Annotated in this window: 17 protein-coding genes; all 17 read left to right on the top strand. The window is 68.2% G+C overall.

The window, feature by feature from the left end; genetic code table 11:
* The first annotated feature begins 112 nt into the window (after positions 1 to 112).
* A complete protein-coding gene (fliE, locus tag ACAM52_RS19865; protein ID WP_095744078.1) occupies positions 113 to 430 on the top strand; it encodes a flagellar hook-basal body complex protein FliE in 318 nt (105 codons plus the stop codon).
* A 166-nt stretch (positions 431 to 596) separates the two neighbouring features.
* Positions 597 to 2,243: a FliC/FljB family flagellin gene (locus ACAM52_RS19860; protein WP_369631771.1), complete on the top strand. Its 1,647-nt coding sequence runs from the start codon at positions 597 to 599 to the stop codon at positions 2,241 to 2,243.
* A gap of 164 nt (positions 2,244 to 2,407) precedes the next feature.
* Entirely contained in the window at positions 2,408 to 2,773 is a 366-nt protein-coding gene (locus ACAM52_RS19855) for a flagellar protein FlaG (protein WP_139700351.1), read from the top strand.
* Positions 2,774 to 2,827: 54 nt separating this feature from the next.
* Complete coding sequence (gene fliD / locus ACAM52_RS19850; protein ID WP_369644390.1) at positions 2,828 to 4,276, top strand: flagellar filament capping protein FliD; 1,449 nt, start codon at positions 2,828 to 2,830, stop codon at positions 4,274 to 4,276.
* Positions 4,277 to 4,290: 14 nt separating this feature from the next.
* Positions 4,291 to 4,710 carry a flagellar export chaperone FliS gene (fliS, locus tag ACAM52_RS19845; RefSeq protein ID WP_070061560.1) on the top strand — a complete coding sequence of 140 codons (420 nt, stop codon included), beginning with the start codon at positions 4,291 to 4,293 and terminating at the stop codon, positions 4,708 to 4,710.
* Positions 4,710 to 5,075 carry a flagellar protein FliT gene (locus tag ACAM52_RS19840; RefSeq protein ID WP_223301366.1) on the top strand — a complete coding sequence of 122 codons (366 nt, stop codon included), beginning with the start codon at positions 4,710 to 4,712 and terminating at the stop codon, positions 5,073 to 5,075. The genes fliS and ACAM52_RS19840 overlap by 1 nt, the downstream gene beginning before the upstream one ends.
* Before the next feature lie 31 nt (positions 5,076 to 5,106).
* Positions 5,107 to 6,336: a flagellar hook-length control protein FliK gene (locus tag ACAM52_RS19835; protein WP_369647755.1), complete on the top strand. Its 1,230-nt coding sequence runs from the start codon at positions 5,107 to 5,109 to the stop codon at positions 6,334 to 6,336.
* Positions 6,333 to 6,617 (top strand): EscU/YscU/HrcU family type III secretion system export apparatus switch protein, encoded by a 285-nt coding sequence (locus ACAM52_RS19830; RefSeq protein ID WP_369644389.1) that lies wholly within the window; start codon positions 6,333 to 6,335, stop codon positions 6,615 to 6,617. The genes ACAM52_RS19835 and ACAM52_RS19830 overlap by 4 nt, the downstream gene beginning before the upstream one ends.
* A 338-nt stretch (positions 6,618 to 6,955) precedes the next feature.
* Positions 6,956 to 7,336, top strand: coding sequence for a flagellar transcriptional regulator FlhD (gene flhD / locus ACAM52_RS19825; RefSeq protein WP_062469368.1), 381 nt, complete (start codon positions 6,956 to 6,958; stop codon positions 7,334 to 7,336).
* Positions 7,333 to 7,923 (top strand): flagellar transcriptional regulator FlhC, encoded by a 591-nt coding sequence (gene flhC, locus ACAM52_RS19820; RefSeq protein ID WP_070061562.1) that lies wholly within the window; start codon positions 7,333 to 7,335, stop codon positions 7,921 to 7,923. The genes flhD and flhC overlap by 4 nt, the downstream gene beginning before the upstream one ends.
* 62 nt (positions 7,924 to 7,985) lie before the next feature.
* Positions 7,986 to 8,846 carry a flagellar motor stator protein MotA gene (motA, locus tag ACAM52_RS19815; protein ID WP_369644388.1) on the top strand — a complete coding sequence of 287 codons (861 nt, stop codon included), beginning with the start codon at positions 7,986 to 7,988 and terminating at the stop codon, positions 8,844 to 8,846.
* 13 nt (positions 8,847 to 8,859) lie between these two features.
* Positions 8,860 to 9,768, top strand: coding sequence for a flagellar motor protein MotB (motB, locus tag ACAM52_RS19810; RefSeq protein WP_369644387.1), 909 nt, complete (start codon positions 8,860 to 8,862; stop codon positions 9,766 to 9,768).
* Positions 9,769 to 9,818: 50 nt separating this feature from the next.
* Positions 9,819 to 11,828: a chemotaxis protein CheA gene (cheA, locus tag ACAM52_RS19805; protein WP_369644386.1), complete on the top strand. Its 2,010-nt coding sequence runs from the start codon at positions 9,819 to 9,821 to the stop codon at positions 11,826 to 11,828.
* A 22-nt stretch (positions 11,829 to 11,850) separates the two neighbouring features.
* A complete protein-coding gene (locus tag ACAM52_RS19800; protein WP_369644385.1) occupies positions 11,851 to 13,137 on the top strand; it encodes an EAL and HDOD domain-containing protein in 1,287 nt (428 codons plus the stop codon).
* A gap of 91 nt (positions 13,138 to 13,228) precedes the next feature.
* Positions 13,229 to 14,056: a CheR family methyltransferase gene (locus ACAM52_RS19795; RefSeq protein WP_070061567.1), complete on the top strand. Its 828-nt coding sequence runs from the start codon at positions 13,229 to 13,231 to the stop codon at positions 14,054 to 14,056.
* On the top strand, positions 14,053 to 14,646 hold the full coding sequence (gene cheD, locus ACAM52_RS19790; RefSeq protein ID WP_062469392.1) for a chemoreceptor glutamine deamidase CheD: 594 nt from the start codon (positions 14,053 to 14,055) through the stop codon (positions 14,644 to 14,646). Before ACAM52_RS19795 ends, cheD begins: the two co-directional genes overlap by 4 nt.
* A gap of 65 nt (positions 14,647 to 14,711) precedes the next feature.
* Positions 14,712 to 15,740, top strand: a complete 1,029-nt coding sequence (locus ACAM52_RS19785; protein WP_070061656.1) for a chemotaxis response regulator protein-glutamate methylesterase — start codon at positions 14,712 to 14,714, stop codon at positions 15,738 to 15,740.
* Positions 15,741 to 15,771: the final 31 nt, after the last annotated feature.

Genomic DNA, 15,771 nt, shown 5'->3' with positions numbered 1-15,771 from the left:
GGGTTTTGCCCTCAGTTGCGCGTTTGAATGGGGGTCTTCCCTTGATACGCTGCCTGCCGGTTGGAGCGCTCGCGCGCTCCGTGTCAAGTCAGCTGGAAGTGAACTTTTCCCCATGTCCATCAATGCCATCGAATCCGTCCTGCAGCAGATGCGCGCCACCGCGCTCGCCAGCGGCATGGGGCCCACGACGACTGCACCGGCCGGTGCGGGCGGCTTCGCGGCCGAGCTGCAGCGCTCGCTCGCCAACATCAGCGGCGCGCAGCAGCAGGCCTATGCGCAGGCCGAATCCTTCGAGCTGGGCAAGCCCGGCGTGGCGCTCAACGACGTGATGGTCGACCTGCAGAAGGCCAACGTGGCGTTCCAGACCGGGCTGCAGGTGCGCAACCGGCTGGTGACCGCCTACCAGGAAATCATGAGCATGCAGGCATGACGAGGCAGAGGGCGGCAACGTAGAACTTTTTTCGTTGCGGCCCTAAAGGTTTGCGGACACCCGCCGATATCCCCTTCAACGATGGCTTGAGTCTCACCGTGGAAGCGGGTCCAGCGTTACGGCCGATGGCCGGAGTCCACAACCTTTTGTCAATCAGGAGTCGAACATGGCGCAAGTCATCAATACGAACAGCCTTTCTCTTCTCACGCAGAACAACCTCAACAAGTCGCAATCGGCCCTGAACACGGCCATCGAGCGCCTGTCGTCCGGCATGCGCATCAACAGCGCCAAGGATGACGCCGCCGGCCAGGCCATCGCCAACCGCTTCACCGCCAACATCAAGGGCCTGACGCAAGCCGCGCGCAACGCCAACGACGGCATCTCGATCGCGCAGACCACCGAAGGCGCGCTGACCGAAGTCAACAACAACCTGCAGCGCATCCGCGACCTGTCGGTGCAAGCCGCCACCGGCACCAACTCGGCCACCGACCTGGACTCGATCCAGTCGGAAATCGGCCAGCGCCTGGACGAAATCAACCGCGTGTCGGAACAGACCCAGTTCAACGGCGTGAAGGTCCTGTCGGCCAACGCCGGCAAGCTGACGGTGCAAGTCGGCGCGAACGATGGCGAAACCATCGACATCGATCTGCAGGAAATCAGCGCCAAGACCCTGGGTCTGGAAAGCTTCAACGTGAACGGCACGGGCACGCTGAACAAGGCTGCCACCAAGGACGACCTGACGCTGGCTGGCGCTGTCGCCAACGGCGCACCGGTCAACGGCACGCAGAAGTACGACGTCACGGCCACCAACACGCTGGCCACGCGCAGCCAGCTGCTGGCGGGCGCCAAGGCGGGCGACTCGGTCGTCGCCGGTGGCTCCACCTACACCTACAACGCTGCGAAGTCCGCCTTCACCTTCGGTGAAACGGGCCGCACGAACGCCGCCACGATCGCTTCGCTCCAGCCCGCAGCGGGCGCGAGCAAGACCGCGACGGTCACCATCGGCGGCAACTCGCTGGACGTCAAGATCGACAGCGCAGGCACCATCACGGCAACCGACGGCTCCGCGCTGTGGGTGGACACGGCCGGCAACCTGACGCAGAACAATGCGGGCGGTACGGGTACGGCAGCCACGCTGACCAGCCTGACGACCAGCATGGCGTCGGGCACCGGCACGGGCGGCACCATCAAGGTGGGCGGCACGACCTACACGGCCACTGCCGCTGCAGCCAACTTCGACGTGACCGGCGACGAAATCTCGGCCTCCGCGCTGAACGACAAGCTGGCCGCAGGTGCTGGTATCGCCGTGGGGGCATCGACCATCGGCGGCGTGGCAGGTGTCACGATCACTGCTGGCGGCACGGTGACCGGCGCCTACGTGGGCGCGGACGGATCGTTCGGCAACTCCGCCACCACCGTGTCGACCTACAGCGTGCACAGCAACGGCGCAGTGACCGACGGCGCTGGCAATGCGGTCTACGCCGATTCGGCCAAGGCTGGCGCCTTCACGCTGAACGCCCGCAGCGGCAAGACCTCCACCGTCGACCCGCTCAAGGCCCTGGACGCCGCCCTGTCGAAGGTCGACAAGCTGCGCTCCTCGCTGGGTGCGGTGCAGAACCGTTTCGACTCGGTGATCGCCAACCTCGGCACCACCATCACCAACCTGTCGTCGTCGCGTTCGCGCATCGAAGACTCGGACTACGCCGTGGAAGTGTCGAACATGACGCGCGCGCAGATCCTGCAGCAGGCCGGTACCTCGGTGCTGGCCCAGGCGAACCAGACCACGCAAGGCGTGCTGTCGCTGCTGCGTTGATTCGCTGAGACCACCGGGCGCCCCTCACGAGGGTGGCGCCTGGTGCCTTGGTTTTTTTGCTCGCAGGCCTTCGGGGACACCCGAAGCCGCCTGCGTTGTCCTGTGCGGCCACGCTCGTGGCGAGGCCGCACAGGACAACGAACTCCAGAAGAAGAACGCAGACCATGTCCCAGCCCGTACCCGCCGCCTCCGCCGTGGAAAGCCCCTGGCTGCAGCAACTGCTTGCCGGTCGCACCGGCGGCGCCGCTGCGGCCGCCGCCGAGGCCACCGCACTGCGCAAGGCCGAGGCTGAGGTCGAGGAGGCGACGCCGGTGCAGATCGAGATGGCGGTGAAGTCCGTCAATGCCTCGCTCGAAAGCCGCTCGATCAGCCTGCAGTTCGAGGTCGACCGCGACACCGACAAGCTCATCGTCAAGGTGGTCGACCGCAGCAACGGCGAAGTCATTCGCCAGATTCCGACCGAAGAGGTCGTTCGCATCGCCAAGGTCATGGACCGGCAGGCCGGGCTTCTGGTGAGCCAGCAAGCCTGACCACGACCCGCTCCAGACCTCTTCATTTCATTCGCATTTCAGGACACCCCCGACATGGCATCGATCAGCAGCATCGGCGTTGGCGCCAACCTTGACCTGGGCGCATTGCTCACCCAGCTGCAGACCGCGGAGAACCAGCCGCTCGTGGCCCTGAAGGCCAAGCAGACCAGCTACAACAGCAAGCTCTCGGCCTACGGCACGCTGCAAAGCGCGCTCACCGGCATCCAGGCGGCCGCCAAGAAGCTGGGCGACCCGGCGCTGTTCCAGGCCATCACCGGCACGCCGAGCGTAAGCGGCATCCTGGCGGCGAGCGGCACCGATCCGCGTTCGGTCGGCACCTATGCCATCGACATCTCGCAGCTCGCGCAGGCGCAGTCGGTCATCGCGAAGGGGCAGGCCAGCACCACCACCGCGATCGGAAGCGGCAAGATCACCATCGACTTCGGCAAGGTCTCCGGCGGCACGCTGGACCCGGCCACCGGCCAGTACACCGGCGCCACCTTCGACAAGGACGCGACGCGCACGGCCAAGCCGATCACCATCGATGCGACCAACAACACGCTGGGCGGCATCCGCGATGCGATCAACGCGGCCAACGCGGGCGTGTCGGCCACCATCGTGAACGACGGCAGCGGCACGCCCAACCGGCTGGTGCTCACCTCCACGCAGACCGGCGAGGCCTCGGCCATGCGCATCTCGGTGGACGGCGACGCCGCGCTGCAGAACCTGCTGGGCAACGACCCCGCTGGCACGCAGAACCTGAAGCAGACCGCCGCGGCGCAGAACGCCAAGCTCACCGTCAACAACATCGCGGTCACCAGCACGAGCAACTCGGTGACCGACGCCATCCAGGGCACCACGCTCACGCTGGTGCAGACCGGCAAGCTCAGCCTGGTGATGAAGGCCAACACGACGTCGGTGAAGGCGGCCATCACCGATTTCGTGAAGGCCTACAACGCGCTGCAGAGCACCGCGAAGTCGCTCACGGCCTTCGACACCGACGCCAAGGCCGCCGCGCCGCTGGTGGGCGACTCGACCTTGCGCAACCTGCAGACGCGCATCCGCCAGGCGCTGGTCGCCCCGCAGGTGGGCGGCCCGAACGACCTGAAGGTGCTCACGTCCATCGGCATCTCGTTCCAGAAGGACGGCACGCTGGCGATCGACAACGACAAGCTCGACAAGGCCATCGACACCAACCTGGAGGGCGTGGCGAAGCTGTTCTCCAGCGGCACCGGCAGCACCGCCGGCTACGGCAAGCAGCTGACGGCGCTGGTCGACGACCTCACCGGCACCAAGGGCGCGCTCAAGGTCGCCACCGACGGCGTGACGAGCTCGCTCAAGCAGCTCGACACCCAGTACACCGCGATGAAGGAGCGCGCCGACGCGACGGTGGAGCGCTATCGCAAGCAGTTCGTGCAGCTGGACGTGGCGATGAACAAGATGAACGGCACGCTGAAATACCTCGCGCAGCAGTTCGACGCGATGAACGCCAGCAAAGGCTGAGGACAGGACGCGACATGTACAGCTCTCACCACTCCCGCACCGGTGCCGGCGTCTACGCGCGCGTCGGCGTGGAGACGCGCGCCATGAGCGCGTCGCCGCTGCAACTGATCCACATGCTGTTCGACGGCGCGAAGACCGCCATCGGCGCGGCGCGCCTGCACATGACGGCCGGCGACATCGGCGCCAAGGGGCAGGCGATTTCGAAGGCCATCAACATCGTCGACAACGGCCTGAAGGCCAGCCTCGACGCCGAGGCGGCCGGCGAGGCCGGCGGCGACATCGTCGGCAACCTGTCGTCGCTGTACGACTACGTGGTGCAGCGCCTGCTGCTGGCCAACCTGCGCAACGACGTGCAGGCGCTGGACGAGGCCGACCGCCTGCTCGACCACCTGGCGTCCGCCTGGCGCGAGATCGACGACAGGCCTTCCAACTGATGATGCAGAGCGTGACCTGGGGGCAGGAACAGATGGCCGTGCGCAGCGAGATCGTCCATTGCTACGAGCAGCTGGCCGCGTGCATCTCGACGATGCTGGCGCTGGCCCGTGCCAAGGAATGGGGGCAGCTGCCCGAGCTGGAGGCCCGGTGCTCGGCGTCGGTCGAACGCCTGAAGGCGATCCAGCCGCTGGCGTCGCTGGAGCCCGCGCAGCGCGACCTGGTGCTGCGCCTGCTCGAGCGCATCTGCACCGAGCAGGCCGAGCTGTCGGGACTCATCAAGCCGCAGCTGGACGACCTGATCCGCCGCATGGATTCGCTCAACCACCAGAAGAACCTGGGCAAGGCCTACGGCCTCGCGCACTGACGCGAACCGACAGGACGACACCACCGTGGCCATGCTGGGACTCACCGGACTGATCGATGCACTGAGGGCCGCGCGCCTGACGCCGCCGCTCGACCTGCTCGGCCTGCGGCCGGAGACCACGGTGGGCGCGCCCGGTGCGGCGGTGGCCGTGCCGAAGACCGCGAACGACGTGCGCCTGCCGTCGCGCGCGGCGCTGGACCGGCTGGTGCCCTCGGGCGCGTCCGGTGGCGAGGTGGCCGCGCCTCCCGCCGGCGGTGCGCCGCCGTCCATCGACACCCGCCTGTCGCTGGCCGCGCGCGTGATCGGTGCGGTGCTGGCCGACCTGCAGGCCGCGCCGGGGCCGGTGCGGGGCGAGGTGCCGTTGCTGCTGCCCGTCGCGCGCCAGGGAACGAACACCGCGGCGCTCGCGGGCACGCTGGCGCAGACGGTGGCGGACAGCGGGCTCTTCTACGAATCGCACCTCGCCGAGTTCGCGGCCGGCACACGCACGCTCGCGCAGATGGCGCGGGAGCCGCAGGCGCGCTGGGCGAGTCCGGTGATGGTGGCGATGACGACGACAACGGCGGCAGCAGGGCAGGGCGTGGTGGCTGCGGCGACGGCGCTGACTGCGGTCGATGTTGCGACGCCGCCCGCGCCGAATGCGCCCGTGCAGGCCCCGCAGGTCGACGCGTCGGAAGCCGAGATCGCACAAGCAGCGCGTGGAGTCGCGCGCAGCGAGACCACCGCCGCGCCCGCACCGGATGCGGCGCGCGTGCAGGCGGCCTACGGCCTCTCTGAGGTCGCGCCGGAAATGCCCGCGCCCCGCATCGCAGAACACGCACGCGCTGCAGTCGACACCGCTAGCACGCCGGCCCCGCGTAGCACCGAAGTGATCCACCCGCAAGCCGTCACCGTCGTGCACCAGCAGCTCGACCTGCTGGCCAGCGCCGCCTTCCGCTGGAGCGGCCAGGCCTGGCCCGAGGTGCCGATGGCGTGGACCATCGAGGAAGAGCCCGCCAGCTCCAACGCACGCGAAGGCGAACCCGCCGAGGAAGAAGCCGCGCGCCGCTGGTCGACCACCGTGTCGCTCGTGCTGCCGCGCCTGGGCGAAGTCGACCTGCGCCTGAGCCTCAGCGGCCCGACCGTGCAGGCGCAGCTGCAGGCGCGTGAGCACGCCACCGTGGCCCGCCTGCGCGGCGACGCCGGCCGGCTCGCGCAGCGCTTCGAGGCTGTCGGTCTTCAGTTGCAGCAGCTGCAGGTCACGGAGAAGGCGGCGGCATGACCGATGACCTTCGCCACCGCCACAGCGCCGTCGTGCTCTCGCATGCGGACACGCGCAAGGCCCCCGTCGTCGTCGCCAAGGGCTACGGCGTGGTCGCCGAATCGATCCTGCGCGAGGCGCGCGCGCACGGGCTGTATGTGCATGCGTCGGCCGACCTCGTGAAGCTGTTGATGCAGATCGACCTCGACCGCCAGATCCCGCCGCAGCTGTACCAGGCGGTCGCGGAAGTGATGGCCTGGATTCACCGGCTGGAAGGCGGCGCCGAGGCGGCGGCGCCTTGATTGGCGGTTGTTCTATGGAAAGTCATTGACCTATTGAAAGACCCTGAATAAAGCCGCCGATTAACACTCGGCGGTGTTCGATAGTCTTTATAAATTCAATTGGCGAGGGGATTGCCAATTGCCGGAATACGCACGCTCGTAACAATTGCTTGCGCTATGTGACCGCTCGTCGGTGCTAGGACTGAAACCGTTTCCCCAGAGGGAAGCCTGAAGCCTTCCGTCGGAAACCGCGTCAAAACCATTTTACTTTTTGGTCTACTTTGTCTTCGAAGTGTAAATAAGTGTGTATATAATGTATACATGTTGGATGGGCGTGCGGAGTCGACATGGAATCGGAAATGGAAGTAGACGTGGAAAATTGCAATGTCAACGCAGGCGGCGTGATTTCGAAGGAAATCGGCGAGATCAATCTGGCCTACATGCTGCTCGCGCAGAAGCTCGTGAAGCGGGACCGGGCGGAAGCCATGTTCCGCCTCGGCGTGGGGCGCGAGCTGGCCGATCTGCTCATGAACATGTCGCTCAGCCAGATCGTGAAGCTGGCCGCGTCCAACTTCCTGCTGTGCAGCTTCCGCCTGGACGACCGGCCCATGTTCGCGGTGGTCGGCGAGGGCAAGGAGCCTGCGCTGCAGCAGGCCCACATGTCGATCCTGATGAGCGCGCGCCAGGCACAGGCCCAAGCCCAGCCGCAGATGCGCAAAGCAGGTTCGGCCAGCGCATGACTGCCAAGAGCATCCTGGGCGAGGTCCGGCAGGTGCAGCTCGCGGTCGAGCTCATCGGCCTGGGTGCGCGCCTGCAGTTCCTGGAGGCCGTGGTCGCGCTCAGCCGCGAACGCCTGATCCGCCTGTACAAGGAGCTCAAGGGCGTCTCGCCGCCCAAGGGCCTGCTGCCGTTCTCCACCGACTGGTACATGACCTGGCTGGCCAACATCCACTCGTCGATGTTCTACAACATCTACCGCTTCATGCGCGACGAGGCCGGCGAGGGCGAACTGCCCGCGCTCATCAAGGCCTACCGCCTGTACGCCGAGCAGGTCGAGTCGCAGGGCAGCGAGGTCGTGCTCGACTTCACGCGCGCCGAGACCATGGTGCGTTTCTTCGACAGCGACATGCTGCAGCTGAGCCCGTGCAGCCGCTGCGGCGGCCACTTCGTGGCGCATGCCCATGACCACAAGCACGGCTACGTGTGCGTGCTGTGCCGCCCGCCTTCGCGCGCGGGCAAGGCGCGCAAGCCCAAGCTCGAACCGGTGCGCCGCGGCGGCCTCATTGCCGGTGGCCCGGTGCTCGACATCGGCGGCGCCGTCTCGTGAAAGTGCCCCGGCGCCCGGCGCGGGTTTTTTGTTTTGGACGCCTCAGGGCATAGGGGAAGCGCGTGCTGGTACTGGTGGGATATCTGGTGGTGATCGGCGCCGTCTTCGGCGGCTACGGCCTCATGGGCGGGCATTTCGGCGTGCTGTTCCAGCCCGTGGAGCTGCTCATGATCGGCGGCTCCGCGCTCGGCGCGTTCATCGCAGGCAACAACGGCAAGACCATCAAGGCGACCATCCGGGAGTTGCCGTTGCTGCTGCGTTCTTCCAAGCACAACCGCCAGCTCTACATGGACCTGCTGGCGCTGTTGTACGAGCTGCTCGCCAAAGCCCGCAAGGAGGGCATGATGAAGCTCGAGTCCGACGTCGAGGCGCCGCAGCAGAGCGAGATCTTCGGCCGCTACCCGACCATCCTGGCGCACGAGGGGATCACCGTGTTCCTGTGCGACTACCTGCGCCTGGTCATCAGCGGCAACACCGATGCGCACGAGATCGAGGCCCTGATGGACCACGAGATCGACACCATCCGCCACGAGGCCGCGGTGCCCGGCCACAGCCTCTCGCGCGTGGGCGACGCACTGCCGGCGCTGGGCATCGTCGCGGCCGTGATGGGCGTGGTGCATGCGCTGGGATCGGCCCACCTGCCGCCGTCGGAGATGGGCGCGCTCATCGCGCACGCCATGGTCGGTACCTTCCTGGGCGTGCTGCTGGCCTACGGCTTCGTGTCGCCGCTGGCCTCGCTGATCGAGCAGAAGGTCGAAGAGGGCATGAAGATCTACCAGTGCGCCAAGGTCACGCTGCTGGCCAGCCTGAACGGCTACGCGCCGCAGCTGGCCGTGGAGTTCGGCCGCAAGGTGCTGTTCTCGACCGAGCGCCCCTCGTTCACCGAGCTGGACGCCCACGTGCGCGAAGTCAAGGCACGCTGATTCTCTAACGGCCATGAGCGACGCGAAGCCCCGCATCATCATCAAGCGCGCCCACGGCGGCGGGCACGGCGGCGGCCATGCGGGCGGCGGCTGGAAGATCGCCTACGCCGACTTCATGACGGCCATGATGGCCTTCTTCCTCGTGATGTGGCTGCTGTCGATCTCCAGCCCCAAGCAGCGAGAAGGCATTGCCGAGCACTTTCGCATGCCGCTGCGCGTGGCGCTGGCCGGCGGCGACAAGAGCAGCATGAGCACCAGCATGATCCCCGGCGGCGGCGCCGACGTGATGCACGCCGAGGGCGAGGTGCGCCACACCGAGGCCGACAGCGAGGACGCGGCCGACGCCAGCCGCCTGGCAGAGATGAAGAAGAAGCTCGACGAGCTGATCGAGAAAAGCCCGGTGTTCCAGCAGTTCCGCTCGCAGATCCTCATCGACATCACCACCGAAGGCCTGCGCCTGCAGATCGTGGACAGCGAGAACCGTCCGATGTTCGAGCTGGCCAGCGCGCGCGTGGTGCCGCACATGCGCGCCATTCTTCGCGAGCTGGCGCCGGTGCTCAACGGCCTGCCCAACAAGCTCACGCTGTCGGGCCACACCGACGCCATCGTCTACACCAACGACCGCGCGTACGGCAACTGGGAGCTCTCGGCCGACCGCGCCAACGCCTCGCGCCGCGAGCTGGTCACGGGCGGCATGACCGAGGACAAGGTGCTGCGCGTGATCGGCCTGGCCGACAGCATGCACCTGGACCGCGCCGACCCGCGCAACCCCATCAACCGCCGCATCAGCATCATCTTGCTGAACCACCGCACGCAGGAGCGCATCGAGCGCGAGAACAGCAACGACGCCGGCGCCACGCGCATCGGCCTGCCGCCTCCGGCCGCGCAGGCGCGCACCGCGGCAGGACACATGGCGGGATAACAAGAACAAGGAAGCGGCCGCGCGAGAGTGCGGGCCCCGGAGTACCACAGATGGACCTCAGTCAATTCACCCAGGCCTTCTTCGTCGAAGCCATCGAGCTGCTGGCGGAGATGGAGCAGCTGTTGCTCGACCTCGACGTCGAGGCGCCCGACGGCGAGCAGCTCAACGCCATCTTCCGCGCGGCGCACTCCATCAAGGGCGGCGCGGCCACGTTCGGTTTCACCGCCTTGACCCACACCACGCACGTGCTCGAAACGCTGCTGGACAGAGCCCGCCACGGGCAGTTGCACCTGAGCGCTCCGATGATCGATGCCTTTCTGGAAACGAAGGACGCCTTGCAAGAACAACTCACCGCCTACCAGGCCGGCAAGGAGCCGGACGCCGAGAGGGTCGCCCACATCTGCGGCGTGCTGCAGCAGCTGGCGATGGAGAACAATGCCGCCGCACCGGTGCCGGCACCCGCGCCCGCACCGATGCCTGTCGTTCAAGCCGCTGCGCCGGCCGATGAAGGTGGCAGCAGCGACGGCGTGCTCGTCATCCGTTTCGCGCGCCTGTCCGACAGCGAATGCGAGCTGCTCGCCGGCGAGCTGGCCAACCTGGGCACCGTGCTGACGCGCACGCGCAGCAACGACCAGCTGACCGTGCGGCTGGCGACCACCTGCGACCCCGACGACATCGTGGCCGTGTGCTGCTTCGTCATCGACGAATCGCAGATCGACATCACGCGCGAGGTGGCCGACGTTGCCGAACCTGTGGCCGCAGTTGAAGCACCGGTCGTGCAGCCACCCGCCGCGCCTGCACCGGTCGCCGCCGCGCCTGTGCCCGCCGGCGCCAAGGAGTCCAGCTCCATCCGCGTCGACGTCGAGAAGGTCGACCAGCTCATCAACCTCGTGGGCGAGCTCGTCATCACGCAGTCGATGCTCACGCAGGCCGCGACCGTGCTCGACCCCGTGGCCTACGAGCGCTTCCTGAGCGGCCTGGGCCACCTGGAGCGCAACGCGCGCGACCTGCAGGAATCGGTGATGTCGATCCGCATGATGCCGATGGACTACGTGTTCAGCCGTTTCCCGCGCGTGATCCGCGACGTGAGCGCCAAGCTCGGCAAGCAGGTGCGCCTGGACACCTACGGCAAGGAGACCGAGCTCGACAAGGGGCTCATCGAACGCATCGTCGATCCGCTCACGCACCTGGTGCGCAACAGCCTGGACCACGGCATCGAGGCCCCCGAGGTGCGCCTGGCCAAGGGCAAGGACGCCACCGGCCAGCTGCTGCTGTCGGCACAGCACCACGGCGGCAACATCGTGATCGAGGTGAGCGACGACGGCGCGGGCCTGAACCGCGAGCGCATCCTCGACAAGGCACGCCAGCAGGGCCTGCCGGTGAGCGATGCCATGCCCGACGAAGAGGTGTGGCAGCTGATCTTCGCGCCCGGCTTCTCCACCGCCGAGCAGGTCACCGACATCTCGGGGCGCGGCGTGGGCATGGACGTGGTCAAGCGCAACATCCAGGAGATGGGCGGCCATGTGGAGATCCATTCGCGCGGCGGGCAGGGCACGTCCACGCGCATCGTGCTGCCGCTCACGCTGGCCATCCTCAACGGCATGTCGGTGCGCGTGGGCAGCGAGGCCTACATCCTGCCGCTGAGCTACGTCATCGAGTCGCTGCAGCCGCTGCCGGAGCACCTGCACTCCATCACCGCCGACGGCCACGTGATCCGCGTGCGCGGCGAGTACCTGCCGCTCATCGAGCTGCACCGCGTGTTCGACGTGGCCGGCGCGCAGACGCAGCCCACGCAGGGCATCCTGGTGATCGTGCAGGCCGACGACAGCCGCTTCGCGCTGCTGGTCGACGAGCTGCTCGGCCAGCACCAGGTGGTGGTGAAGAACTTGGAGACCAACTACCGCAAGGTGCCGGGCATCTCGGCCGCCACCATCGTGGGCGACGGCAGCGTGGCCTTCATCGTCGACGTGGGCGCGATGCCGCGCATCCAGCGCGCGCAGGCCGCCAGCGCGGCGGCCCTGGCGGGCGCCGCGCGCCGCACCGACGCGTTGGCGTCCTGATCCCGACGCGAGGGACGGCCGCATGAGGTTCGATTTCTTCCGGCGCCCCGGCGTCGACGGCAACGGCGCGCAAGCCGACACGACGCCCGCCATCACGCCCGCAGTCGGTGCCGACGGCCACGTGGCCTACGCCATGCTGCTCGACGGCAAGCGCCGCGTGGTCGGCTACCGCATGGCCTGGCGCGCGGCCGGGCAGGGCACCGACGCGGGTGCGGCCGCCGGCGTCAAGGCGCTCATGGACACGCTGGGCCTGCACCTGAACCCGGGCGGCCACGGTTGGCTGCTGGGCGCACAGATGGTGTTCGTCGACGTCACCGTCGATGCGCTGTTCCAGAGCGAGCTGCAGTCGCTGCCGCCGCGCAACGTCGTGCTGTGCATGAAGGCCGACGAGCTGATGGACGCCGACATGCGCTCCATCCTGCTGTTCCTGCGCGAGCAGGGCTTCGGTTTCATGCTGTGCGGCGGCGTCGCGCTGCCGGACGACGACGAGCTGCGCGCCATCGTCACACACCGCGAGGTGCTGCCCTCCCTGCTGGCGGACGTGTCGCCCGCCGGCCCGGCGCCCATCGCCGCGCGCGTGGCGAGCTGGGCCGAGTTCGAGGCCTGCGCCGCACGCGGCGTGCAGGTCTTCGTCGACGGCGCTGTGCGCCTGCCGCCGGCGCGCGACAGTGCCGACGCGCTGCAGCCCGAGTCGCAGCTCATCGTGCACCTGATGCAGATGATCCTGCGCAACGAAGACGTGCGCGCCATCGAGGGTGCGCTCAAGCACGACGCGGCGCTCACCTACCGGCTGCTGCGCTACATCAACTCGCCCTCGGTCGGGCTGGCGGTCGAGATCCATTCGCTGCGCCATGCGGTCGCCATGCTCGGCTACTCGCCGCTGTACCGCTGGCTGTCGCTGCTGCTGGCCACCAGCAACAAGGTCAGCTCGCCTTTCATGATGAAGAAGGCCATCCTGCGCGGGCGTTTCGTCGAGCTGATGGGGCAGGGCATGCTGCCGCCCGGCGAGGCCGACAACCTGTTTGTCGCCGGCATGTTCTCGCTGCTCGACCAGCTGCTGGGCGTGCCGATGGAAGGCGTGCTGCGCAAGGTGCAGCTCACCGAGGCGGTGCAGCAGGCCATTCTGTCGCGCAGCGGCGTCTACGGCCCCTTCGTGGCGCTGGCCGAAAGCTGCGAGACCGACGACGGCCGCGCCGCGCGCCTGTCGGAGGCGCTCTTTTTGAGCGCCGCGCAGGTCAACGCCGCGCAGCTGTCGGCGCTGGTGTGGGCGCTCGACGCCGGCCCGGCCGTGACCGCGCCGCCTGCCTGACCCCCGGAAATGCAAGGCTTTTGCGCGTCTGATCGGCCGATTGGAAACGGCGGTTTCCGTGACCATTGAAAGTCACGCTTCCAGGCTGGCTGTGACGACCGAGTTCCACTTTACCGACCACGACTTCTCCAGAATCCGGACCCTCATCCACCGCCGCGCCGGCATCGCCCTGGGCGAGCAGAAGCGGCAGATGGTGTACAGCCGGCTGTCGCGGCGCCTGCGCGAGCTGCAGCTGCCGGCGTTCGCGCCGTACCTGGACCAGCTCGAGGCGCGCCACGACGGCGACGAGTGGCAGCTGTTCATCAACGCGCTCACCACCAACCTCACCTCGTTCTTTCGCGAGGCGCACCACTTTCCCACGCTGGCCGACCATGTGCGCAAGCGGCCGGGCCCGGTCACCGTGTGGTGCGCCGCCGCCTCGACGGGCGAGGAGCCGTACTCGATCGCCATCACGCTGATGGAAGCCCTGGGCGAGCGCGCGGGCTCGGCCCGCGTCATCGCCAGCGACATCGACACGGCCGTGCTGGCCAAGGCCGCCACCGGCGTCTTCACCACCGAGCAGGTGCGGCGCCTGTCGCCCGAGCGGCTGCGGCGCTTCTTCAACAAGGGCACCGGCACCAACGCCGGCAAGGTGCGTGTGCGCCCCGAGGTCGCCACGCTGGTGAAGTTCTCGCGCGTCAACCTGCTGGACAGCGCCTGGTCGGTGAAGGAGCCGGTGGACGCGATCTTCTGCCGCAACGTGATGATCTATTTCGACAAGCCGACGCAGAAGAAGGTGCTCGACCGCTTCGCGCCGCTGCTCAAGCCGGGCGGCCTGCTGTTCGCCGGGCATTCCGAGAACGCCTCGCTCGTCAACCCGGCCTTCCGGCCGCTGGGGCAGACGGTGTACGAGCTGTCGCGCACGCCGGGCACCGCATGAGCCTGGCGAGCCACCACTACTTCGACCGCGATGTCGGGCGCATGGCCGTCAAGCTGCTGCCCTCCGAGTACTACGTGACCACCGACCACACCGTGCTGAGCACCGTGCTCGGCTCCTGCGTGGCCGCCTGCCTGCACGACGCGCAGGCGGGCGTGGCCGGCATGAACCACTTCATGCTGCCCGACGACGGCGAGCCAGGTGGCGGCTCGATGCGCTACGGCGCCTTCGCCATGGACGTGCTGGTGCGCGAGCTGGTGCGCGCGGGTGCGCGGCGCGAACGGCTGCAGGCCAAGGTGTTCGGCGGCGGCGCCGTGCTGGCCGGCATGACCACGCTCAACATCGGCGACCGCAACGCCGACTTCGTGCTGCGCTACCTGGAGGCGGAACGCATCGAAGTGGCGGCGCAGGACCTGCGCGGGCCGCACGCGCGCCGCGTGTGCTTCCTGCCCGAGAGCGGCAAGGCCGTGGTGCGCCGCCTGCGCGCGCAGACCGAGGTGCTGCGGGTGCGCCGCGACGAAGGCGAGCTGCTGCGCCGGCTGTCGGTGCCCGCCGCGCCGCACGAGATCGACAGAACCAAAGGAAGCCGGTGAGCCTGCCAAGCAAGAAAAAGATCAAGGTGCTCTGCGTCGACGATTCGGCGCTGATCCGCAGCGTGATGAGCGAGATCATCAACAGCCAGAGCGACATGACCGTGGTCGGCACCGCGGCCGACCCGTTGGTGGCGCGCGACCTCATCAAGGTCACCAACCCCGACGTGCTCACGCTCGACGTGGAAATGCCGCGCATGGACGGCCTGGAGTTTCTCGAGAAGCTCATGCGCCTGCGGCCGATGCCGGTGGTCATGGTGTCCTCGCTCACCGAGCGCGGCTCGGAGATCGCGCTGCGCGCGCTGGAGCTGGGCGCCATCGACTTCGTGACCAAGCCGCGCCTGGGCGTGCGCGACGGCCTGCTCAACTACACCGAACTCATCGCCGGCAAGATCCGCACGGCCGCCAGCGCGCGGCTGCTGCCTGCGCGCCCAGCGGCCACGGCGGCGCGGCCCGCCCACGAGGCGGCGCCCGAGGCGCTGCTGCGCAGCCCGCTGCTGAGCACCGAGAAGCTGCTCATCATCGGCGCCTCCACCGGCGGCACCGAGGCCATCCGAGAGGTGCTGCAGCCGCTGCCGCCCGACGCGCCCGCGGTGCTCATCGCGCAGCACATGCCGGCCGGCTTCACGCGCTCCTTCGCGCAGCGCCTGGACGGCCTGTGCCGCATCCGCGTGAAGGAGGCGGAGCAGGGCGAGCGCGTGCTGCCGGGCCATGCCTACATCGCGCCGGGCGGCTTTCACCTGTCGCTGGCGCGCAGCGGCGCCAACTACGTGGCGCACCTGGACCAGGAGCCGCCCGTGAACCGCCACCGGCCATCGATCGACGTGCTGTTCGATTCGGCCGCCAAGCACGCGGGCAAGAACGCCATCGGGATCATCCTCACCGGCATGGGCAAGGACGGCGCCGAGGGCCTGCTGCGCATGCGGCGCGCGGGCGCGCACACGCTGGCGCAGGACGAGGCCAGCTGCGTGGTCTTCGGCATGCCGCGCGAGGCGGTGGCGCTGGGCGCGGTGGACGAGGTGTCGCCGCTGAACGAGATCAGTCGCCGCGTGATGGCGCACCTTCGCACGTTCGGTGAACGTGCGAACCGGGTATGACGAGTTTGAACAACGACCTGTGGAGCTGGAA

It is taken from the genome of Variovorax sp. V118 (genome assembly GCF_041154445.1).
Lineage (GTDB): Bacteria > Pseudomonadota > Gammaproteobacteria > Burkholderiales > Burkholderiaceae_C > Variovorax > Variovorax boronicumulans.
Note: the sequence above shows the minus strand (reverse complement) of the source record. Positions and strands in the feature narration are given on the sequence as shown.